The sequence below is a fragment of the Rhodoplanes elegans genome (genome assembly GCF_016653355.1).
Classification (GTDB): Bacteria; Pseudomonadota; Alphaproteobacteria; order Rhizobiales; family Xanthobacteraceae; genus Rhodoplanes; species Rhodoplanes elegans.
On record NZ_NHSK01000234.1, the window covers coordinates 1 to 17781 of the forward strand.

Annotated in this window: 14 protein-coding genes; 4 read left to right on the top strand and 10 right to left on the bottom strand. The window is 70.7% G+C overall.

Annotated elements, in window-relative coordinates; translation table 11 throughout:
• The coding region (locus CCR97_RS26365; protein WP_338049143.1) for a biotin/lipoyl-containing protein at positions 1–219 on the top strand (219 nt) is incomplete at its 5' end.
• Positions 220–327: 108 nt separating this feature from the next.
• On the opposite strand, the gene CCR97_RS26370 is transcribed toward CCR97_RS26365, so the two are convergent.
• The 10 genes from CCR97_RS26370 to CCR97_RS26415 form a co-directional block, all read right to left on the bottom strand.
• Positions 328–1647 (bottom strand): dicarboxylate/amino acid:cation symporter, encoded by a 1320-nt coding sequence (locus tag CCR97_RS26370; RefSeq protein ID WP_111360256.1) that lies wholly within the window; start codon positions 1645–1647, stop codon positions 328–330.
• A gap of 124 nt (positions 1648–1771) precedes the next feature.
• Complete coding sequence (locus tag CCR97_RS26375) at positions 1772–2302, bottom strand: NADH-quinone oxidoreductase subunit B family protein (RefSeq protein WP_111360258.1); 531 nt, start codon at positions 2300–2302, stop codon at positions 1772–1774.
• Positions 2303–2534: 232 nt separating this feature from the next.
• Positions 2535–4085, bottom strand: coding sequence for a hydrogenase large subunit (locus CCR97_RS26380; protein WP_111360136.1), 1551 nt, complete (start codon positions 4083–4085; stop codon positions 2535–2537).
• Between the two features lie 5 nt (positions 4086–4090).
• Entirely contained in the window at positions 4091–5554 is a 1464-nt protein-coding gene (locus CCR97_RS26385) for a hydrogenase 4 subunit F (RefSeq protein ID WP_111360135.1), read from the bottom strand.
• A 226-nt stretch (positions 5555–5780) separates the two neighbouring features.
• On the bottom strand, positions 5781–6452 hold the full coding sequence (locus tag CCR97_RS26390; RefSeq protein ID WP_111360765.1) for a hydrogenase-4 component E: 672 nt from the start codon (positions 6450–6452) through the stop codon (positions 5781–5783).
• 199 nt (positions 6453–6651) lie between these two features.
• Positions 6652–7626 carry a respiratory chain complex I subunit 1 family protein gene (locus CCR97_RS26395; RefSeq protein ID WP_244670681.1) on the bottom strand — a complete coding sequence of 325 codons (975 nt, stop codon included), beginning with the start codon at positions 7624–7626 and terminating at the stop codon, positions 6652–6654.
• Positions 7617–9632, bottom strand: coding sequence for a hydrogenase 4 subunit B (hyfB, locus tag CCR97_RS26400; RefSeq protein WP_111360115.1), 2016 nt, complete (start codon positions 9630–9632; stop codon positions 7617–7619). Before hyfB ends, CCR97_RS26395 begins: the two co-directional genes overlap by 10 nt.
• A gap of 341 nt (positions 9633–9973) precedes the next feature.
• Positions 9974–11347: a L,D-transpeptidase gene (locus CCR97_RS26405; RefSeq protein WP_111360041.1), complete on the bottom strand. Its 1374-nt coding sequence runs from the start codon at positions 11345–11347 to the stop codon at positions 9974–9976.
• Positions 11348–11723: 376 nt separating this feature from the next.
• A complete protein-coding gene (gene rfbC / locus CCR97_RS26410; protein ID WP_111360040.1) occupies positions 11724–12347 on the bottom strand; it encodes a dTDP-4-dehydrorhamnose 3,5-epimerase in 624 nt (207 codons plus the stop codon).
• 108 nt (positions 12348–12455) lie between these two features.
• The gene (locus CCR97_RS26415) at positions 12456–13187 is read right to left on the bottom strand and encodes a 50S ribosomal protein L11 methyltransferase (RefSeq protein ID WP_111360039.1); all 732 of its coding nucleotides are present in this window, start codon (positions 13185–13187) and stop codon (positions 12456–12458) included.
• 530 nt (positions 13188–13717) lie between these two features.
• Between CCR97_RS26415 and CCR97_RS26420 the strand changes: the two genes are divergently transcribed.
• The 3 genes from CCR97_RS26420 (at position 13718) to CCR97_RS26430 (ending at position 17584) form a co-directional block, all read left to right on the top strand.
• Positions 13718–14578, top strand: a complete 861-nt coding sequence (locus CCR97_RS26420) for a DUF2189 domain-containing protein (protein ID WP_111360444.1) — start codon at positions 13718–13720, stop codon at positions 14576–14578.
• A gap of 81 nt (positions 14579–14659) precedes the next feature.
• Positions 14660–15877, top strand: coding sequence for a hydantoinase/carbamoylase family amidase (locus CCR97_RS26425; protein WP_111360445.1), 1218 nt, complete (start codon positions 14660–14662; stop codon positions 15875–15877).
• Positions 15878–16246: 369 nt separating this feature from the next.
• Positions 16247–17584 (top strand): phenylacetate--CoA ligase family protein, encoded by a 1338-nt coding sequence (locus CCR97_RS26430; protein WP_111360614.1) that lies wholly within the window; start codon positions 16247–16249, stop codon positions 17582–17584.
• Positions 17585–17781 lie beyond the last annotated feature (197 nt).

The window sequence follows — 17781 nt, forward strand, 5'->3', positions numbered from 1 at the left end:
GGCGGCGCCGACGACCGCCTCGCGCCGCTCGCCGGTGTGGTGCTCGAGGTCAGCGTCAAGGTCGGCGACAAGGTCGATGTCGACGATCAGGTCGTGGTGCTCGAGGCGATGAAGATGAAGACGGTGATCGGCGCCCACAAGGCCGGCACCATCACGGGCATCCACGTCAAGGACGGCGACGCGGTCGACGCCGACCAGCCGCTGGTGACGATCTCCTGATCACGCCAGACGACCGGGGGGCCGCAGCCGCCGCCCCGGATCCGACATGCGAACCGGCCGCCCCGAGGGGCGGCCGGTTTCTTTTTTGCTCGGCGTGACGGCTCGCGATCAGGTCGCGTGGCCGACCTCGGCGGGCTTGCGCGACATGGCGGCGTGCAGCTTGTCGCGGTCGAGCTCGCCCTCCCACCACGACACCACGATGCAGGCGACGCCGTTGCCGGTGAGGTTGGTCAGGGCGCGGCATTCGCTCATGAACTTGTCGATCGAGAAGACGATCGCCATGCCGGGCACCAGGGCCGGATTGACCACCGTCAGGGTCGCGGCCAGGGTGACGAAGCCGGCACCGGTGACGCCGCTCGCGCCCTTCGAGGTGAGCATCGCGACGAGCAGGATGGTGATCTGGTCGCCGAAGCTCAGCGTCACCCCCATCGCCTGGGCGATGAACAGGGTGGCGAGCGTCATGTAGATGTTGGTGCCGTCGAGGTTGAACGAGTAGCCGGTCGGCACCACGAGGCCGACCACCGACTTCGAGCAGCCGAGCGCCTCGAGCTTGCGCATCAGTTGCGGCAGCGCGCTCTCGGACGACGAGGTGCCGAGCACGATCAGCAGCTCGTCCTTGATGTAGGCGAGGAACCGGGTGATGCGGAAGCCGGCGATGCGGGCGATGGTGCCGAGCACGACGAACACGAACAGCGCCGCCGTGAGATAGAACAGGCCGACCAGGCCGGCGAGATTGCTGAGCGCCGCCGGGCCGAACTTGCCGATCGTGTAGGCCATGGCCCCGAAGGCCCCGATCGGCGCCGCCTTCATGACGATGGCGATGACCCCGAACACGCCCTGGGCGAGGTCGTCGATGAGGGTGCGCACCCCGTGGCCGCGCTCGCCGAGGATCATCAGCGCGAAACCGAACAGGATCGAGAACAGCAGGATCTGCAGGATGTCGCCCTTGGCGAAGGCGCCGACGACGCTGTCCGGGATGATGCCGAGGACGAAGTCGACGGTCTTGTGCTCGCCGGCCTGCTGCGCGTATTTCGCGACCGCCTGGGCGTTGGCCTGCGCCCCGATGCCGTGGCCGACCGGGAACAGGTTGCCGACGACTAGGCCGATGACCAGCGCGAAGGTCGACACCACCTCGAAATAGAGGAGCGCCTTGACGCCGACGCGGCCCACCTTCTTGGCGTCCTGGATATGGGCGATGCCCGAGACCACGGTGCAGAAGATGATCGGGCCGATCACCATCTTGATCAGCTTGATAAAGCCGTCACCGAGCGCCTTGATCCAGTCGTTGGTGGCGATCGCGGGCGACAGCCAGCCGAGCAGCCCGCCGATCACGATGGCGAACAGCACCTGGACATACAGCGTATGATAGAAAGCCTTCTTGGCGCGGACGGGCGTGCCCGTCTCGACATGCATGGTCAGCGTCGACATGAAAAACCCCACCGCGAAAGTAATTTGCTGAATTTCCGCGGCGAGAGTTATCAGGAGGGGTCTAGCTGTCCATTCGTAGTATAGCAGATCGCACAAAAAGGCATAGGTTGGGCAAGCTCGCGGCTCAGCGCACGGCGCGACCGCTCGCCTTGTCGACCAGCGCGATCAGGCCCTGCAGGAGATCGATCGGCCGCGGCGGACAGCCGCGCAAGGTGAGATCGACCGGCACGACCGCGTCGACCAATCCGACCACCGCATAGCTCGCGCCGAACACGCCGCAGCCGGCCGCGCAATCGCCGACCGCGACGATGAACTTCGGCGCCGGTGTCGCCGCGACGGTGCGCTCCAGCGCGACCTTCATGTTGCGGGCGACCGGACCCGTGACCATCAGCACGTCGGCGTGGCGCGGCGAGGCGACGAACTTCAGACCGAAACGCTCGCAGTCATAGACGGCGTTGTTGAGGGCGTGGATCTCGAGCTCGCAACCATTGCACGAGCCGGCGTCGACCTCGCGGATCGACAGCGAGCGGCCGTAGACGCGGCGCACCCGGCTCTCCAGCGCGCGCCCCACCTCGTCGAGCGCCGCCGCCGACGCATCGGGCGCCGCCTGCGTCACCGGCCGCGCGAACAGCGATTTCAGGATCAGGGTGCGCATGGGGGCGAGACCCAGTGTGTTCGCGGCATCGCGCGAGCTCGCGTCCGGGGTGAGGGTTTACGGAGCCGATGGAGGCCTCGCCCCCCCCTCACCCGGATCTCGCGCTTTTGCGCGAGATCCGACCTCTCCCGGCTGGGGAGAGGTGAAGGACGAACCCGGCCATGACAGGCCTGTGGGTGTCGCTCCTGGGTCCCCGCCTTCGCGGGGACGAGCGGATCGAGGAACCCCGGCCTCACAGATCGGCTCCCGAGTACGAGCAGTTGAACGACTTGTTGCACAGCGGGAAGTCGGCGACGATGTTGTTCTCGATCGCCGCCTCGAGCAGCGGCCACTGGAACCACGAGGCGTCGCGGACGTGGCCGCGCGCGACGATGCGTCCGGGCGCGAGGCGCAGCCAAACAAGCAAGTCGCCGCGGAACGCCTCGGTGACGGCGATGCCCTCGCACGCCTCGGTCCCGTCCGGCAGGGCCGCGAACACCGGCCCGCCCGGCAGCGCGCGCAAGAGCTCGCGGATCAGCTTCATCGACGCGGCGACCTCGCGGATGCGCACCTGGATGCGCGCGTCGACGTCGCCGGCGGTCAACACCGGCACCTCGAAGGCGCGGCCCGCATAGGGCGCGTAGGCGAGATCGCGCCGCGCGTCGAAGTCGCGCGCCGAGGCGCGGCCGACCGGTCCGCCAGCGGCGAAGCGGCGCGCGAGATCCGCCGGAAGATGGCCGGTGCCGCAGGTGCGGTCCTGAATCGAGGGCGTGTCCTCGTAGAGCCGGACGATCTCCTCGAAGGCCGGCGTGATCGCGTCGAGCGTCTCGACGATCAGCTTCGCGCCCTCGGCCGTGACGTTGGCCGTGACGCCGCCGGGCACGATCATGTCCATCATCAGCCGGTGGGCGAACACGGCCGCCGACACGGCGAGGATCCTCTCGCGGAAGATGCCGCAGTGGGCCAGCACGATGGCGAAGGCGGCATCGTTGCAGATCGCGCCGATGTCGCCGAAGTGATTGGCGAGCCGCTCCAGCTCGGCCATCACGCCGCGCACCACGACGGCGCGCGGCGGCGGCACGACGCCGAGCGCCGCCTCGACGGCGCGGGCGAAGGCGAAGCTCGAAGCGACCGTCGAGTCGCCGGAGACGCGCGCCACCACCTTGGCGGCGCGATCGAGCGGCGCGTCGGTGAGCAGCCCGTCGATGCCCTTGTGGACGTAGCCGAGCCGCTCCTCCAACCGCACCACGGTCTCGCCGTTCGCGGTGAAGCGGAAATGCCCGGGCTCGATGATGCCGGCGTGCACGGGACCGACCGGGATCTGGTGCAGGCCCTCGCCCCGCACCGGCAGGACCTGATAGTCGGCGGGATCGCGCGGCACCGCGGGTCCCGCCGCACCGAGCGGCGCCGATGCCGTCCAGGCACCGTGGTCGAGCCACGGCCGAAGGTCCGGCGCATCGACCGGCTCGTAGCCGAAGAGATCGCGAATCGCCCGCTCGGGCCGGATCGCCGGGGCGTGACGCACGCCGACCGACGGGAAGCGGCCGTCGATCACGGGCGTCGAGACGACGCACGGATCCTCGCCGACGCGGCGCAACGCGAGATGCACGGCCCCGGCCTCGGCCCACAGGCCGAGCATGTCGCGCTCGCCCTCGCCGAGCAGCTTGGCAATCGCCTCGAACACGGTGGCGTCGACCAGATAGCGCGGCCACGGGCGCTGCGGACCGGCGACATCGGCGTCGGCGAGCAGCGCCGTGATGCGGTCTCCAGTCTTGACGGTGTCGGTCGTCGCAGTCTCGGCCATCACGGTCACCCGAGCAGCGCGGCGACGCCGCGGAACCAGCGCACCAGCGCCTCCGGCAGCCACAGGCCGGCGACCAGGGCGAGCAGGAGATGCACGAACAGCGGCACGTAGGACGCTTTCACGGGCTCCGACTTTCCACGCGGCTCGCCGAAGATCACCTGCTGCATGCGCATCAGCAATGCTCCGAGCGCCAGAACTAGGCCGGCGATCAGCACCACGGTGAGGATCGGCTGGCGCGAGAAGGCGGTGGAGACGAGCAGGAACTCGCTCATGAACACGCCGAAGGGTGGCAGCCCGACGATGGCGATGACGCCGAGCGCGAAGCCGACCGCCAGCACCGGATGGGTCGACGACAGCCCGCCGATGTCCGCGAGGCGCTGCGTCCCCTTGGCCTGGGCGACATGGCCGACGGCGAAGAAGATCGCCGACTTGACCAGCGAGTGCATGGTCATGTGCAGCAAACCGGCGAAGTTGGCGAGCGGCCCGCCGATGCCGAACGCGAAGGTGGCGATGCCCATGTGCTCGATCGAGGAGTAGGCGAACAGCCGCTTGATGTCGCGCCGCCGGTACAGCATGAAGCCGGCGAACACGAGGCTGACGAGCCCGAGCGTCATCAGGATGGCGCCGACGTCGATGGTCGCCGGATTGCCGGCCAGCACCATCTTGAAGCGCAGCAGCGCGTAGAGCGCGACGTTGAGGAGCAGGCCCGAGAGAACGGCCGAGATCGGCGTCGGGCCTTCGGCATGCGCGTCGGGCAGCCAGGCGTGGAACGGCGCCAGCCCGACCTTGGTGCCGTAGCCGACCAAAAGGAACACGAAGGCGAGCGACAGGAGCTTCGGGTCTAGCGCGGCCGCGTTGCGGACGATCTCGTCCCACGCCATCGCCGGCACGCCGCTGCCGATCACGCTCGACGACACCATGTAGATCAGGATGGTGCCGAAGAAGGCGAGGCCGATGCCGACGCTGCCGAGGATGAAGTACTTCCACGCCGCCTCGATCGCCTCGGCGGTGCGATAGATGCCGACCATCATGACGGTGGCGAGGGTCGCGACCTCGAGCCCCACCCACATCAGGCCGATGTTGTTGGACAGGAGCGCGAGGTTCATGGCGCCCATCATGGCCTGGTACATGGCGTGATAGAAGCGCAGGAACGCCGGCGTCAGCTTGCCGGTCTCCAGCTCGTGGCCGATATAGCTCGCGCTGTAGACGCTGGTGGTGAAGCCGACGAAGGCGGTGAGTACCACGAGGAAGATGTTGAAGTCGTCGACGATCAGGAAGTCGCCGCGCGTGTGCGGCACGGCGAGCAGCATCAGCGCGGCCGCGAGCGTGAGGCCGGAGGCGAGTACGTTGAGGCCGGCGCTCGTCCGGTAGCCCGAGATCGCGGCGAGCACCGGCACGGCGAGCGTCGGCACCACCAGCACCAGGGTGGACGGCGACACGGGAAGCGCGGCGACGAGATCGGCGATCATCGGCAGCGCTCCGGCGCGGACTCACCTCTCCCCGCGCGCGGGGAGAGGTCGGATCGCGAAGCGATCCGGGTGAGGGGGCGCCGCCGCGCATCTCTGCTTCGCGGAGACGCCCCCTCACCCGTCTCGCCGCTGCGCGGCGAGCCACCCTCTTGTCGCGCAATCGCGCGACCCCGCCAGCGGGGAGAGGGAACGACCGTGCCCGCCCCCAAACACATCATCTGGCGCATCACAGATGCTCCCGTCGCTCGCCGCGGAAGCGGTCGAGCACGTTGACGTCGACGGTGTCGAACCGCTCGCGCATCCGGAAGACGAAGACGCCGAACACGATGAAGGCGATCAGCACCGAGAAGGCGACCGACACCTCGACGACGAGCGGCATGCCCCTGGCGCCGGTGGCGGCGAGGATCAGACCGTTCTCCAGCGACATGAAGCCGACCACCTGGGTGACGGCGTTGCGCCGCGTGATCATCAGCAGGAGCCCGAGCAGCACCACGGCGAGCGCGAAGGCGAAGTCTTCGCGGGCGACCGGGTCGGCGGTCTCGACCACGGGCTGCACCAAGAGGATCGACAGCGCGATCAGGCCGAGCCCGGCCAGCATGGTCGGGCCGCCCGAGACGACGCGCTCGACCTCGCGGTGGATGTCGAGCTGGCGGACGATCCGGTGCAGCGCCATCGGGATGATCAATCCCTTGGCGATGAGCGCGATGGCGGCGGTGACGAGCAGATGCGGCGCGCCCTGGACGACCGACTGCCAGCCGACCGACAGCGACAGCACCACGGCCTGCAGGGCGAACACGTTGATCACCGCGGTGATGCGGTCCTGGTAGAGCAGCACCAGGCTGAGCACCAGCACGCCGGCGGCGAACAGATGCGCGATGTCGAACCACAGCGGATTCATGCTGGCCTCGCCGCCGTCTTGCCCTCTCCCATGGGGAGAGGGTCGGGCGCGCCGAAGGCGCGACCGGGGTGAGGGGCTACGGCGCCGATTGGATGGCTCGGCCCCCCCTCACCCGGATCTCGCGCTCTCGCGCGAGATCCGACCTCTCCCCGGCGGGGAGAGGTGGAAAAGAGACCGAGTGCGGGGCCACGCCGTTTCATCAGAACCCCCGCGACACGAAGCGCAGGAACACGGCGAGCGCCGCGGCCGCGAAGGCGCTGCCGAGGAAGGCCGGATAGCGGAACACCCGCATCTTGGCGACGGTCGTCTCGGCGATCGGCAGCAGCACCGCGAAGGCGACGATCTTCACAATCCAGGTGACGAGGCCGAGCGCCATGGCGGCGAGCGACTTGTCGGCGGTCGCCATGCCGAACGGCGCGAACAGGCAGGCGACCAGCGAGAAGTAGAGCACCAGCTTGAGCTGGGCCGCCGCCTCGATCATGGCGAGATGGCGCCCGGAATATTCGAGGATCATCGCCTCGTGCACCATGGTCAGCTCGAGATGGGTCGCCGGATTGTCGACCGGGATGCGGGCGTTCTCGGCGATGCCGACGATGACGAGGGCGAGCAGCGCGAGACCGAGCGAGACGCGCACCCCGACCTCGCCGGTGGCGAACAGCGCCGCGATGGCGGAGAGCTGGGTGGTGCCGGCGATCAGCGCGACCGCGAAGGCGATCAGCAGCATGGCCGGCTCGGCCAGCGAGGCGATCATCATCTCGCGCGAGGCGCCGAGCCCGCCGAACGCGGTGCCGACATCCATGCCGGCGAGCGCCAGCGCGAAGCGCGCCGTGCCGAGCAGCGCGACGACGGCGATCAGGTCGGCCGACCACGAGAACAGGAGCCCGGTCGCGTAGGTCGGCACCAGGCCGGCCGCCACCCAGGTCGCCGCGAAGATCACGTAAGGGGCGCGGCGATACACCCAGGAGGCGTTGTCGGCGACCACGGCCTCCTTGTGGAACAACTTCCACAGGTCGAGATAGGGCTGAATCAGCGGCGGCCCGCGCCGGCGCAGCAGGCGCGCCCGCACCTTTCGCGTGATGCCCATGACGAGCGGCGCGATCGCCACCACGATGGTGATCTGCAGGAGCTGCAGTGCGAGGTCGAGCGCGAGGCCCGGGTCCATGGTCAGCGCCATATCGCCACCACCAGCATGAGGACGATCAGGGCGGCGAAGACCAGCGCCAGATAGCGCCGGATGGTGAGGAACTGCAGCCGGTTGAGCCGCACGGCGCTGCGCAGCACGCCGCGCGCCAGCGGCCCGTAGAGGAACCGCCAGGCCGGATCGCGCACCCGCAGGCGGAAGCGCGCGGCGCGCAGATCGCCGGGGCGCGGCATGTCGACCGTCTCGACGACGCCGAACGCCACGGTGCCGAACACCCGGCGGATCGGCTGGGCGAAGCTCGAGCCGGTGTACTGGGTGACGGGACTGTCGAGCGGATAGCCGCAGTCCCAGATGGCGCTGCGACGGGTCTCGCGCGAGGCGAGGCGGTGGACCAGCACGGCCGTCATGGTGCCGGAGGCGATCAGGAAGAAGAAGATGATCAGGCCGTTGTAGGAGCTGCGGCTGTCGGCGACCGGCACCAGCGAGAGCCACGGCAGCCCGGCCTGCGGCGGCAGCGACACGAAGGCGAGCTGGCGGGCGACGGGTGCCAGCGCGTCGACCACGAAGCCCGGCAGTGTGCCGGCCAGGATGCACAGCCAGGCGAGCATCAGCATCGCGGTGAGCATGAAGCCGTCGACCTCGGTCGCCTGCGCGGCCGCCGGCGAGCGCGGCCGGCTCAGGAACACCACGCCGAACGCCTTGACGAAGCAGGCACCGGCGAGCGCCGCAGCGAGCGCCAGGAGCGCACCGACCGCCGGCACGGCGAACTTCAGGCCCCATTGCGGGAGTTGCGGGCTGAGCAGGATGGCCTGGAAGGTGAGCCACTCCGAGACGAAGCCGTTGAGCGGCGGCAGCGCCGCGATCGACATGCAGCCGATCAGGAAGACGACGGCGGTCTGCGGCATGCGGTGGATCAGGCCGCCGAGCTTTTCCATGTCGCGCTCGCCCGTCGCGGTCAGCACGGCGCCGGCCCCGAAGAACAGCAGGCTCTTGAAGATCGCGTGGTTGAACACGTGGAACAGCGCCGCCGTGAGGGCGAGCGCCGCCGCCCCGCCCTGCCCGTTCGCCCGGAAGGCGAGCGCGAGGCCGAGGCCGATGAACACGATGCCGATGTTCTCGACCGTCGAGTAGGCGAGCAGTCGCTTGAGGTCGCGCTGCATCACGGCGTAGAGCACGCCGAGCGCCGCCGTGGCGCCGCCCGCCAGCACGACGACGAGCCCGGCCCAGGACGAGAAGTCGCCGATCACGTCGAACACGATGCGGATGAAGCCGTAGACGCCGACCTTGGTCATCACCCCGCTGAGCAGCGCCGAGACGTGGCTGGGCGCCGCCGGATGGGCGAGCGGCAGCCACACATGCAGCGGGACCAGGCCGGCCTTGGAGCCGGCGCCGACCAGCGCCAGTACGGTCGCCATCGCGGCGACGCTCCCGCCGACCGTCGCGCCGCGCATGCCGGCGAAGGTGAAGTCACTGCCGCCGGCCGTGGCGAGCAGGCCGAAGGCGACCAGCAGGCACAGCGTGCCGAAACTCGCCATCACGAGATAGATGTAGCCGGCGCGGATGTTGGCCGGCTCGCGATGGTTCGAGACGACGAGCGTCCACGACGCGAGCGACATGAACTCCCAGGAGAGCAGGAACGAGAAGGCGTCGGCGGCGAGCAGCACCAGGTTCATGCCGGCCAGGAACGGCCCGAAGAACGGCAGCACCCGCATCGGCGCGTGCTCGTGGCGGCCGTAGCCGATGGCGTAGAGGCTCGCCGCCGCGGCGCCGAGGTTCACGACGAGCATGAAGAAGGCGGAAAGCGCATCGAGCCGGAAATGCGCGCCGACCCCGGGCAGGCCGATCGGCAGCACCACGGTGGTCGGCCCGGTGCCGCCGAGCAGCGTCGTCAACGCCACCAGCACGGCGGCGAGCGCCACCACGAGCGTGAGCCCGTAGACCAGCGGCGTCGCGACCGCGCGCTTGCCCAGGATCGTGGCGAGCACGCCGATCCCGAGAAAGCCCGCGATGCACCAAAGACCGAGTCCGACCTCCGGCATGCCCCCACCCCGTGCACCGACCCGGAGAGCGGGCCACGGAACGGCAGAAGCGCCGCGCGGCACCGCGGGCGGCGACGGGCGCCGCGAGCGCCGGACCCGGGCGTCGCGAATCGACGCCCCGGCGGCACGCCGACGCGCACCGCCACTCCTGAAAGCCGGTCCGGCAGGATCGGAAAACGAGTCCTTAACGCACCGAGGTGGTTGTTTCCAGGACTATCTCGGCGACCCGGCCCCGCGCCCGAGAGGGCGCACCAGCACCACGCCGAATCAAAACAGCCGGGGCAGAGCCCCGGCTGTTCGAACGATGGTCGGTGTGCCGGCGACCGTGCCGGCCGGCCCGCTCAGCGGGTCAGGACGATGAAGTCGGTGCCGCGCCCGGTCTGCGGGCCGAGGCCCTTGTCCGACACGACCAGCGACGCGCCGGCCGACATCAGCGGGGCGAGCACCTCGACGGCCTCGGGCGGCAGGGTGACGCGGTCGAGCGCCTCCTGGGCCGACGCCGACGGGCCGGTGGCGATCGGCGCGGCGGGCTGCGCCTTGCCGCCCTTGCGCGGCGCCGCGGTCGCCTCGGCGCGCAGCTCCGGCGGCAGCGTCATCGCGGTCCAGCGCAGGGTCCGGCCGTCCTCGGCGAAGCCGGTCGCCGTGAAGACGTGGGTGCCGAGCAGCTTGTCGGGGTCGGCGATCTGGATCGGGGTGTCGTAGATCGGCTCGAAGCCCTTGCGGACGAACAGCTTGCCTTCCTTCTTGCTGATGAAGATGGCGACCGGGCCGGGCTTCAGCGGCCGCGGCGGCGGGCCCTGCTCGGCGACCGGCATGGCCGGAACGATCCCGTCGGCCGGCTCGGCCGTGACCGGAGCGTCCGTCGTCGGTGCGCCGGTCGGCGCGGCCGTGACGGGCGCCGGCTGAACCGGGGTCGTCTCGCCCGCGGGGGCGGCCGTCGCCGGGGCGGCCGGTGCGGCCTCGGTCGACACCGGAATGGCGGCCGGAACGGCCGGGCTCGGCGCGTCGGTGGCCGTCGCCTCGGGGGCGGATGCAGTCTTCCCGGCGGCGCGCGACAGGTCGGAGACCGGGGTCGCCGGATCGGGCTTCTTCTTCAGGAGCGCGAGCTGGGCGTGCGAGACCTCCACCGGCACGACGGCCGAGCGGGCGACGACGACGCGGGTGCCGAGCTTGGTCATGCCCCAGAGCTGCGAGGCGAACGAGTTGGGCAGCCGGATGCAGCCGTGCGACGCCGGATAGCCGGGCAGCACGCCGGTGTGCATGGCGGTGCCGGACCAGGTCAGCCGCTGCATGTAGGGCATCGGCGCGCCGGCATAGAGGTTCGAGTAGTGATGCCGGTTCTTCTGGATCACGCTGAAGACGCCGGTGAGGGTCGGGTGCGCCTTGGTGCCGGACGAGATCGGCGCCTCGGCGATCTGGCCGGCGCCGTCGAAGACGCGCACGCGCTGCTCGCCGATCGACACCGAGACGACGAGCGGACCGCGCGGCTGACGCACCGCGGCGGTGTCCTTCTTCGGCTCCTCGGTCTTGGTGCGCTTGGCCTTGCGGGCCGGCCGCGGCTGCGCCGGGACGACGTATCCGCCGGGCGCCGCCCGCATCCCGGGCTGGCCGTAATAGTAATAATAGGAGGCGTCGGCCGTACCGACTGACAGAACGCTCAGCGCCGCGCCGAGCGCGATCGCAGAGAGACCGTAGAGCGCCGACGATCCGACCATGATCGTCCGCGGGCACGCACGCTGCACTTCATCACACGTCGTGTCGGTCACGAGAGCCCCCCGTGTTGCTCGGCGCGTCGCAGCTCGATCGCGCCGTGGTAGTAGAACGCCGACTCCCCAACAAGGTTCCGGCGTCCTTATCGATTATTCTCGCCAGCAATTCTTAAAAGACATGGCTTTTCCGCCACACCGGGAGGGTGCGGACGGCCGAGCCGAGACTGCTTTCGAGGGTGAGAGTTAGCCTGCCGCTAGACGGTTCGATCGCATTCGAACTTTTCCGGCGACGTCCCGTTGCGAAGCGCTTTCCCGGTTCCGGGGCGAATCACATCGCCCGGTCAGGACGCCGCCCGGTCCGCTTGCACGATCCGGCGCGGGGTCAGGGCGTCACGAGTTCGGGGCGCAGCGGCACGCCGTCGTAGGCGAACGGGCTCTCGAAGCCGGCGAGCCCGCCATAGCGCGTGTCCTTGTCGGACAGGCTGGCCTCGCCGGGAGCGACCGGCCACGGGATGGCGAGGGCCGGATCGTCGAAGGCGAGGCCGGCTTCGGTCGCCGGGGCGTAGAAGTCGGTCACCTTGTAGGCGACCTCGCAGTCGTCCTCGAGCGTGCAGAAGCCATGGGCGTAGCCGACCGGCACCCAGAGCTGCTCGCCGCCGGCCGCGGTCAGCTCGACGGCGACGAACCGGCCGTAGGTCGGGGAGCCGCGACGGATGTCGACGGCGACGTCGAGGATGCGCCCCCGCACCGCGCGGACGAGCTTGCCCTGAGCGTGCGGCGGCACCTGGAAATGCAGGCCGCGCACCGTCCCGCGCCGTGCCGACCAGGACTGGTTGTCCTGGACGAAGGCGACGTCGAGCCCCTGCCCGGCGAGGCGCGCGGCGTTCCACGTCTCGCAGAACCAGCCGCGCTGGTCGGCGAAACGACGCGGCACGATCAGGCGCGGGTGCGAGGGCGGCGGAAAGGCGGACGCCGGGTCGGCGGCCGGGGACGCGGGCGTGGTCATGGCGAACAGGACTGTGGGCGCGGCCCGATCGCCGCGGGCCGGACCCTAGGTGATCGGCCGCCGCGTCGCAAACCGCGCCTCCGGCCCCGTCCCTCCCCGGCGGCGGCGTCACACCGGCCGCAGCTCGTAGAGCACGAAGGACTCGAGCACGATCGAGCGCTCGCCGACAAGCCGGGCCGCGAAGCCCGCCTCGCTGATCAGGGCGCCGAGCCGGTGCAGGTCGGAATCCGACGAGAACAGCACCAGCATGCGGCCGCCCGGCGTCAACCGCTCGCGCGCCTGGACGAACAGGCCGGCGATGTCGCGATAGTCCGGCCCCGCCACCCAGGCGCGGTCGGCGACGTCGCGCGGCTCGCCCGGAAAGGACGGCGGGCTGGACAAGATCAGGTCGAACATCGGCTCCGGCGCGACGGCCGAGAGGAGATTGGAGCCGATTCCGGCGACCCGGTCGCCGAGCCCGTTGGCGGCGGCGTTCTCGACGGCGGCGCGGGCGGCGTTCGGGTTGATGTCGACGGCGAGCACCCGCTCGGCCCCGGCGCGCGCGGCGGCCAGCGCCAGGATCCCGGAGCCGGTGCCGACATCGGCCACCCGCAAGCCGCCGAGGTCGAGCGTGCCGAGATGGGCGGCGAAGAACTCGCTGGTGAGAAAGCGGCGCGGATCGAACACGGTCGGCAGCACGGCGAGCCGGAAGCCGGCCGCATCCACGGTGCGGCGGCTGCCTCGCTTGAGGAACAGGTGATACGAGAAGAAGTGGATGAACGACCGGAAGGCCCGTCGCCCGAGATGCGGGGCCTTGCGCGGATGACCGAGCCGATAGGGATCGTCGAGAACGTCGTGCAAGCCGGTTGCTCCCGCTCGTCCGGCCGAGCGGCCGGAGTCGACGGCCGTCGCGGCCGCCCTCGCGCTTGCCGTCGGGACCCGTGATCGCGCGCCGCGATGCTCGCCGAACGGCGGTCGCGATCGCGCAATGCCCGCCGCATCACGTCAGGAGAGTGCCGGCCCCGATGCCCGCATGGGCCAACGCCGGCGCGGGCTGCAGGTTCATTCCTGCTCGCCGGCAGGGCGCGGAGGCCACGTCCGTGTCCCGGACGGGCTGCAGCGCGGAAGCGATGCAGCCCGAGCCGGGACCCAGACCTTCGGCCATGCCGAGCGTGTCCCGACGGAGAGACCCGTCGTGCCGCCCCTGGGCCCCGGCTCTGCGGCGCGTCGGGCCTGCGGCCCGACGCGCCTTGTCCGGGGCACGCGGCGATGCCACGGCGCAAGCCCCTCTCGGGATGGTGATCGCGCGCGTGGCCGCACCCCCTTGCCACCGGACGGTGTCTCCGTAACTCTGCGGATCGAGGAAACGCCAGCGTGCCAAGGGGGTCGCCATGAGCCACCAGGACGCCGCCCACACCACCGGCCTGTCCACTGGTCTCTCCACCAGTCTGCCCGAAACCCGTGCGGCCGAGGCCGCACCGGCCGTCCGCCGCTCCGATCCGCAGGTCCGCGCCGTCACGGTGCGCGACATCGCCGAGGCCGTCATTCTCGGTCTGCGCGATTTCCAGGCGGCGCCGCTCTACGGCCTCGCCTTCGGGGCGTTCTACGCCGCCGGCGGGCTGGCGATCGTCGCCTGCGCGTTCTGGGCCGGCGTCGGCTATCTCGCCTACCCGCTCGCCGCCGGCTTCGCCCTGCTCGGCCCGTTCGTCGCGGTCGGCCTCTACGAGGTCAGTCGCCGCCGCGAGGCCGGCGTGCCGCTCTCCTGGTCGGGCGTGCTCGGCACGATCTTCGAGCAGCGCCACCGCGAGCTCGGCTGGATGGCGTTCGTGACGTTGTTCGTCTTCGTCATCTGGATGTACCAGGTCCGGCTCCTGCTCGCCCTGATGCTGGGCCTGCGCAGCTTCTCGACCATGCAGGAGTTCCTGACCGTGGTGACGACCACGCCGGAGGGCTGGCTGTTCCTCCTGCTCGGGCACGTGGTCGGAGCGGCGCTGTCGCTGGTCCTGTTCTCGCTCACCGTGGTGTCGTTCCCGCTGCTGCTCGATCGCGACGTCGACTTCGTCACCGCGATGATCACCAGCGTGCGCGCCGTGGTGACGAGCCCGCTGCCGATGATCGGGTGGGCGGCCGCGATCGTGCTCCTGCTCATCGTCGCCGCGCTTCCGGGCTTCCTCGGGCTCGTGGTCGTGCTACCAGTGCTGGGTCACGCGACCTGGCATCTCTATCGGCGCATCGTCGTGCCGAAGGCCTGAGCCCGGCTCGCAGTCCCGTCCAAAGCTTCGCCCGCCGCGGCCCCGGTCGCGGCGGCGCATCGCGTTTTCCGGAGCCCCCCGATGATCGCCATTCGCGGCGACCGCCTGCTCGACGACCTGCGTACCCTCGCCCGCTTCGGCGGCCTCTCTCCCGGGGTGGACCGGATCGCCTTCTCCGAGACCGATCTCGTGGCGCGGCGCTGGCTGGTCGACAAGCTGGCGGCGGCCGGGCTCGAGGCCGGGCTCGACCGGGTCGGCAACGTGCTGGGCCGCGACCCGGCCGCCGCCAAGGCGATCCTGATCGGCTCGCACACCGACACGGTGCCGCGCGGCGGCTGGCTCGACGGCGCCATGGGCGTGATCTTCGGCCTGGAGATCGCCCGCGCGTTCCGCGAGAGCGGCACGTCCGGCCCGGTCGGCATCGACGTCGCCTCGTTCCAGGACGAGGAAGGCACCTACCTGCCGTTCCTCGGCAGCCGCTCGTTCTGCGGCACGCTGCGCGACGGCGAGATCGCGGCGGCCCGCGCCGAGGACGGCGCGACCCTGACGGCCGCGCTGGCACCCCTCGCCGACGCGCCGGCGCCGTTCCGGCTCGATCCGGCCCGCCATGTCGCCTTCCTGGAGGCCCATATCGAGCAGGGGCCGCGGCTCGAGGCATCGGGCAAGAAGATCGGCGTCGTCACCGGCATCACCGGCATCCGCCGCTTCCGCGTGACCGCGACGGGCGCCGCGAACCACGCCGGCACCACGCCGATGGCGATGCGGCGCGACGCCGGTGCAGCGCTCGTGCGGATCGCGGCCTGGATCGGCGAGGCGTTCCCGGGCTTCGCAGCCGCCGAGACGGTGTGGAATATCGGCGCCATGGCGTTCCGCCCCGGCGCCGCCAACGTGGTGCCGGGCGAGGCCGAGATGGCGGTCGAGATCCGCGACCTCGACGTGGCGCTGCTCGACCGCATGGAGCAGGCGCTCGCCGAGCGCGTCGCGGCGGAGAACCGCGGCGGCGTCGCGGTCGCCATGGTGCGCCCGACCGTGGTCGCCCCGACCCCGATGGACCCGTCCATCGTCGCCGCCCTGTCGGCCGCCGCGGAGGCGCAAGGCCATGCGCCGGTGCTGCTGCCGAGCGGCGCCGGACACGACGCCATGGAGCTCGGCCGCGTGCTGCCGGCCGGCATGCTGTTCGTGCCGAGCATCGGCGGCATCAGTCACCATGTCTCCGAGAACACGGCGGACGCGGACATCGTGCTGGGCTGCCAGGTGCTCGCTGATGCAATTTTCCGCATTATGCAAAAGATGAGCTGATACGCGCGTCTGCTGAACCGCCGCGCGCACCGCGCCATAACCACGATCTATATTTCATCATTGCGAATATATGAGACGGCGGCGCGCGCCGCCGTTCCGGCGCGCCCGATCTGATCAGCTCGCAACGCCGCTTCGTCCGTCGGGCATTCTGCGCAATTGCGCTGCGCCGGCGCATCCCGTATGGACACATCATTATTAGACCGACGCGATCGCTTCCGAGCCACCGCGGTGTTCCGTTTGTTGCCGTGCGTCCTCTTTCGCCCGCACGCCCCGGATCGACCGGCGGCCGGTACCCCCGACATCGCTCACCCGCGTCGCGGCGACAGGGTTTTCAGCCCCGTGGTCGCGCGAAGACCGAAGGGGAGATGAATGAACCGGCCGGCCCTGAAGCCCGCCCCCGTGGCGGCCCTGTTCGATCCCGCCGCCGAGACGATGCCGCGGGCGGAGCTCGCCGCCCTCCAGCTCGCCCGCCTGAAGACGACGCTGACGCGCGCCTACGAGAACGTGCCGCACACGCGCCGCCGCTTCGCCGAGCACGGCGTCACGCCCGATCATCTGAAGACGCTCGCCGACATCCGCCACTTCCCGTTCACCGGCAAGGCCGATCTGCGCGACAACTACCCGTTCGGGATGTTCGCGGTGCCGCGCGAGGACGTGGTGCGGGTGCACGCCTCGTCGGGCACGACCGGCAAGCCGACCGTGGTCGGCTACACGGCGGACGACATCGCGCTGTGGGCCGACCTGATGGCGCGCTGCCTGACCGCAGCCGGCGCCACGCGACACGACATTGTCCATGTCGCCTACGGCTACGGCCTGTTCACGGGCGGGCTGGGCGCCCATTACGGGGCCGAGCGACTCGGCGCCATGGTGGTCCCGGTCTCCGGCGGCATGACCGAGCGGCAGGTCACGCTGATGCGCGACTTCGGCGCCAACGTGCTGTGCTGCACGCCGTCCTACGCGCTCAACATCGCCGAGGTGGCGGAGCAAAGCGGCATCCGGCGCGACGCGCTGAAGCTGCGGACCGGCGTGTTCGGCGCCGAGCCGTGGAGCGAGCAGATGCGCGCGGAGCTGGAGACCCGGCTCGGCCTGCAGGCGATCGACATCTACGGCCTCTCGGAGATCCTCGGCCCCGGCGTCGCCTGCGAGTGCACGGCGCAGGCCGGCCTGCACGGCTGGGAGGATCACTTCCTGTTCGAGATCGTCGACCCGAAGACGCTCGAGCCGCTGCCGATGGGCGCCACCGGCGAGCTGGTCATCACCACGCTGACCAAGCAGGCGCTGCCGATGGTGCGCTACCGCACCCGCGACATCACCCGCCTGATCGACGAGCCGTGCGCCTGCGGCCGCAGCCATGTGCGGATCATGCGGGTCACCGGCCGCGACGACGACATGATGATCATCCGCGGCGTCAACGTGTACCCGTCGCAGGTCGAGGCCGTGCTGGTCGGCCTGCCCGGCATCGCACCGCATTATCAGATCGTGCTGACGCGCCGCAACGCGCTCGACCACATGGCCGTGGAGGTCGAGGTCGCCCCCGACGTCGCGCAGGACGACGCGACGCTGGCGCGCGTCGGCCACGAGGTGCAGCACCGCATCAAGTCGACGATCGGCATCACCTGCGAGATCGTCGCCAAGCGCCCCGGCGAGGTCCCCCGCTCGCAGGGCAAGGCGGTGCGCGTGAAGGACCAGCGGCATCTCGGGAGCTGATCAGCTTAGGATTGCGTCGCTGACGACACTGGTCGCGGCTCCCCCTCCCCACCCCTCCCCCGCGTGCGGGGGAGGGAGCAGGCTGTGCCCTTCGACGAGGTCCATCGGCACTCGATGACGTCGAACGAAGCGATTTGGCGACAGGCGGTTCCGCTTGCGCTCCCTCCCCCGCGTGCGGGGGAGGGGTGGGGAGGGGG

What these genes read in the sequence shown, in the direction of transcription:
- CCR97_RS26375 (WP_111360258.1), bottom strand. Translation starts at nt 2,302, where the DNA reads ATGCGCACCCTGATCCTGAAATCGCTGTTCGCGCGGCCGGTGACGCAG.
- CCR97_RS26385 (WP_111360135.1), bottom strand. Translation starts at nt 5,554, where the DNA reads ATGATCGCCGATCTCGTCGCCGCGCTTCCCGTGTCGCCGTCCACCCTG.
- CCR97_RS26380 (WP_111360136.1), bottom strand. Translation starts at nt 4,085, where the DNA reads ATGGCCGAGACTGCGACGACCGACACCGTCAAGACTGGAGACCGCATC.
- hyfB (WP_111360115.1), bottom strand. Translation starts at nt 9,632, where the DNA reads ATGCCGGAGGTCGGACTCGGTCTTTGGTGCATCGCGGGCTTTCTCGGG.
- CCR97_RS26430 (WP_111360614.1), top strand. Translation starts at nt 16,247, where the DNA reads ATGAACCGGCCGGCCCTGAAGCCCGCCCCCGTGGCGGCCCTGTTCGAT.
- CCR97_RS26425 (WP_111360445.1), top strand. Translation starts at nt 14,660, where the DNA reads ATGATCGCCATTCGCGGCGACCGCCTGCTCGACGACCTGCGTACCCTC.
- CCR97_RS26370 (WP_111360256.1), bottom strand. Translation starts at nt 1,647, where the DNA reads ATGTCGACGCTGACCATGCATGTCGAGACGGGCACGCCCGTCCGCGCC.
- CCR97_RS26405 (WP_111360041.1), bottom strand. Translation starts at nt 11,347, where the DNA reads ATGGTCGGATCGTCGGCGCTCTACGGTCTCTCTGCGATCGCGCTCGGC.
- CCR97_RS26420 (WP_111360444.1), top strand. Translation starts at nt 13,718, where the DNA reads ATGAGCCACCAGGACGCCGCCCACACCACCGGCCTGTCCACTGGTCTC.
- CCR97_RS26390 (WP_111360765.1), bottom strand. Translation starts at nt 6,452, where the DNA reads ATGAATCCGCTGTGGTTCGACATCGCGCATCTGTTCGCCGCCGGCGTG.
- CCR97_RS26395 (WP_244670681.1), bottom strand. Translation starts at nt 7,626, where the DNA reads ATGGCGCTGACCATGGACCCGGGCCTCGCGCTCGACCTCGCACTGCAG.
- rfbC (WP_111360040.1), bottom strand. Translation starts at nt 12,347, where the DNA reads ATGACCACGCCCGCGTCCCCGGCCGCCGACCCGGCGTCCGCCTTTCCG.